Source organism: Prosthecobacter sp., assembly GCF_049294395.1.
GTDB lineage: Bacteria > Verrucomicrobiota > Verrucomicrobiia > Verrucomicrobiales > Verrucomicrobiaceae > Prosthecobacter.
Genome location: NZ_JBAQCR010000219.1, coordinates 1 through 3,225 on the forward strand (window position 1 = coordinate 1; position 3,225 = coordinate 3,225).

The following is a 3,225-nucleotide window of genomic DNA, read 5'->3' on the forward strand; positions in this document are numbered from 1 at the left end:
CAGTAGCTGTAGAGCGAGTCGCGTATCAAACGCGCCGCCAGACTCCCATACGCGCTTCCTGGCAGCGCAAACGCGGGTGGAGTTGCCGTGGCATGCAAGACCGTCCGCGAGCAGGACAACGAATGGCCGCCCAACCAGAGACCGCCTGCGGCAGTCAGCGTCAGGAGCGTGTGCGAAAGAGACATAACCCAGAGATGGAGATGGCGGCACCCTGCAGGCCGAGCGTGCCTGCCGCACCGGCAAAGTCCGCGAACGGCAGCGGACCCATTTTAAACACCAGCCGTGGCGTCAGATCGGCCAGATGATAATGCGGCAGCGCCAGCCAGAACGACTGCAGCACTCCCGAATCCGCGCCACCCAGCAGCGGGGCCAGCCACGCAGCGCCAAACAAGCCCATCAGCAGTAGCCCGGTGGGCACCAGAAACGCAATGACCTCTGCCGTGCGTGTGCCCAGCGCCACCGCCAGCAGGCACAGCGGCGCCGCGCACAGACTGTAGAGCAGGCCATATTGAAACACGAGCGTCATCCACATGCGCGCCTCTTCAGGCCGCTTTGGCAAAGTCCACGTCAGACAAAAGACCACCGCGATCAGCACCACCGCCAGCATCCAGACCCAGATCGCAGCGCTGAGCTGCAGACACTGGCTGATGCGCCCCGTGCCTCCGGCATGCAGATGCTCCAGCATGCCTTCGCGCCGCATGCGGTGCCCGAGCGCCGAGGCTTGAAACGGCAGCCAGGTGAAGAGCGCGATCCAGGCATAAAACCAGGCCGCCTGCGCACGTGCGGGCTGTAGAATTTGCGGGTTTTCCTCCCACGGCGTCAGCAGCGGCGCGATCCAGATAAACAGGGCCGCTCCCAGCAGCAGCAGCCAGCAGCTGCCCCGCCCCATGAGTCCGGCAAAGCTGAGGCGAAACAAGGGCCAGACGCGCAGGGAGCTCATGATTGCAAAGTGCGGTAGGTTTCCATCCAGGTGCTGCCGCTGCGGCTCGTGGCATGCCGCAGCTGCCCCCCGGCAATGGTCAGCAGCGAGTCCGCTTCACGCACGCACTCCAGTTCATGCATGATGACGAGGCGCAGCGTTTGCGTGCCTGCCGTGGCCCAGAGCTGCGTCACCTGCTCGCGCGTTTCGGCATCCAGGCCTGTGAGAGGCTCATCCATGAGCAGCACGCTGGTTTCACTCTGCGCTGCCTTCACCTCGGCCAGAATCAGCAGCACCTTCTGGCGGTTGCCCCGGGAAAGCTTGCCGATGGGCGTGGTCAAATTCAGCCGCAGCGTATCGGCCAGCCTTTCCGCAGCGACGAGTGATGCGCCCGTGAACCAGGCACGGAAAAACGTGCGCGATTTCATCTCTGGATCGACCCGCAGCTCATCCGCGAAGTAATGCACCTGCGCCTCGGTCGTTACCCGGCCTTGCAATGCTGGAGACAACCCGGCAAGCGTTCGCAGCAAGGTCGTTTTGCCCGAGCCGTTCGGTGCCACCAGCAGGTGCAGCCCCATGCCGGCGCGGATGTCGCCGCCCACTTCCACCAGGCTGCGCGCCGCCCTCTTCCACGGCAGGCCGGTGTGGTAGCCGAAGCGGGTTCCGCTGGGGATGTGTAGAAGAGTTTCGGTGGCCATAAGGCAGGAAGATACTTTCACTGCCCGGCATCCCAAAGTCCATCACTTCCACTCGATGAAGGGTCATATACCGACGAGCCCAGCAAGAGAAGCGGCGGCATGACGGTGTGATCGACAGACAGAGCCTCATCGTTCAGACTGACCAAGGCTGGCATCGTGGTCCAACCCTGTGGCAGATAGAGTTGCAACTGATCGGTGGCCACCCCTGCAATGTCAGCGGTGGGATGATCGGAGAGATAGGCGCGCTGGGCGGCAAAGACCGCCTGGAGTGACACTGAGGCATCCTTGCCACGTTGCCAGTCTCGCACGGCAGCAATGTTCATGCCTGCAAAGGTGGCCAGCCCCAGCAGCAGTCCGATCACAAGGCTGATCTCGATGAGTGTGAAGCCGCCATTGTGGCGGGCAGGACGGGAATGGAGGTTCATCATGCTTCAGGTTCGGGGTTTGAGGATCTGCGCCACTTCCGCCTTGGGAATGATTTTCACGGCACCCTGACGAACATTGAGCATGGCGGTTGGCACCGTGGCCTCGGCCGGTGTTGCAGGCAGGTTCTTCGTGAACTCCGCAGGCAACGTGGCGCGACGATGAATGTGCAAAATACGCGCACGGTCCGGATTCGCACCAGGAGCAGCCGCCGCCTGCTGTGACGACACCGGTTTGATCAATGCGGACGCGGCTTTGACCGGAGCCGGAGCGGCCATGCCAGGGATGGGCCGGGGAACGAGCTTCTGCGGATCAGCCGCCAGGACCGCCGTGGAAGCGAGCAGCAGGGAAAAAAACAAGGAGCGTGTTTTCATAAGGGTGGGTTGAGTTCACATGTTGCCCGACTGCATCATGCGCGGCCCCATCAGGAAGATGGGCAGCATGGAGCCGGTGAAGACGAAGCCGATGAGCACCACGGCCATGGCCAGGGTGATGAAATTGATGACCTGGGTGAAATCCGCCATGGTCGCCGCAGTGTCCTCCTCGTAGATGTCACGCAGCAGCTCGAGCTGCTGTGGTAGGGAGGCCGAACGCTCGCCGATGCCGATCATGTGGATGACCTGCGGATCCAGCGTGGTGTTGCGCTTCAGCGCCTCGGCAAACGGCACGCCGGAGGACTCATAGATCTGCGAGGCCTTGACGAAGTCCGGATACATCGGCGTGCCCCGCAGCACCCGCGCGGACAATGCGGAGGCGCGGGCCAGATTGATGCCATTGGCATACAGCATCTGCAGCGTTCCGATGTAGGCGCTCTGGCGCAGGCCCATGACCAGCTTCGTCAGCAGCCGCCAGTATTTCATGAAGAAGAGCAGCAGCTTCTGCCTGAAGGCCTCCGAGCGAAACAGGGCGGTGATGAAGCTCACCAGCGCGATGACAAAGAAAGGCCACGTGTGCTGCACCACATGGCTCACCGAAAAGATAAACACCGAAATCTGATCCGGCTCCTGGCGCACGCTTTTCAATGTCTCCTCCACCTGGGACACGACAAAAATCTGCGAATAAATGAAGAGGCCGATCTGAAACAGCACCACCAACGACGGCACCAGCAGCGCCGTGCGCAGCTTGCTGGCAAACATGAGCTCAATCTTGATCCGGCGCGCAAGGGAGGCGAACGCCTCACTGAGT

The 3,225-nt window shown here is 62.1% G+C and carries 6 protein-coding genes; all 6 read right to left on the reverse strand.

Annotated features, from left to right (window positions below; all coding sequences use genetic code 11):
- Window positions 1-185: hypothetical protein (locus WAW39_RS15135; RefSeq protein WP_422320037.1), on the reverse strand; the 185-nt coding region annotated here is incomplete at its 3' end.
- Window positions 161-940, reverse strand: coding sequence for a hypothetical protein (locus tag WAW39_RS15140; RefSeq protein ID WP_422320038.1), 780 nt, complete (start codon window positions 938-940; stop codon window positions 161-163). The genes WAW39_RS15140 and WAW39_RS15135, both read right to left, overlap by 25 nt.
- The gene (locus WAW39_RS15145; protein ID WP_422320039.1) at window positions 937-1,617 is read right to left on the reverse strand and encodes an ATP-binding cassette domain-containing protein; all 681 of its coding nucleotides are present in this window, start codon (window positions 1,615-1,617) and stop codon (window positions 937-939) included. Before WAW39_RS15145 ends, WAW39_RS15140 begins: the two co-directional genes overlap by 4 nt.
- Before the next feature lie 17 nt (window positions 1,618-1,634).
- Window positions 1,635-2,045: a type II secretion system protein gene (locus tag WAW39_RS15150; protein ID WP_422320040.1), complete on the reverse strand. Its 411-nt coding sequence runs from the start codon at window positions 2,043-2,045 to the stop codon at window positions 1,635-1,637.
- 3 nt (window positions 2,046-2,048) lie between these two features.
- Window positions 2,049-2,414, reverse strand: coding sequence for a hypothetical protein (locus WAW39_RS15155; RefSeq protein WP_422320041.1), 366 nt, complete (start codon window positions 2,412-2,414; stop codon window positions 2,049-2,051).
- A gap of 15 nt (window positions 2,415-2,429) precedes the next feature.
- The coding region (locus WAW39_RS15160) for a type II secretion system F family protein (RefSeq protein WP_422320042.1) at window positions 2,430-3,225 on the reverse strand (796 nt) is incomplete at its 5' end.

Coding starts and splice junctions, on each gene's coding strand:
- WAW39_RS15145 (WP_422320039.1), bottom strand. CDS start 1,617: ATGGCCACCGAAACTCTTCTACACATCCCCAGCGGAACCCGCTTCGGC.
- WAW39_RS15150 (WP_422320040.1), bottom strand. CDS start 2,045: ATGATGAACCTCCATTCCCGTCCTGCCCGCCACAATGGCGGCTTCACA.
- WAW39_RS15155 (WP_422320041.1), bottom strand. CDS start 2,414: ATGAAAACACGCTCCTTGTTTTTTTCCCTGCTGCTCGCTTCCACGGCG.
- WAW39_RS15140 (WP_422320038.1), bottom strand. CDS start 940: ATGAGCTCCCTGCGCGTCTGGCCCTTGTTTCGCCTCAGCTTTGCCGGA.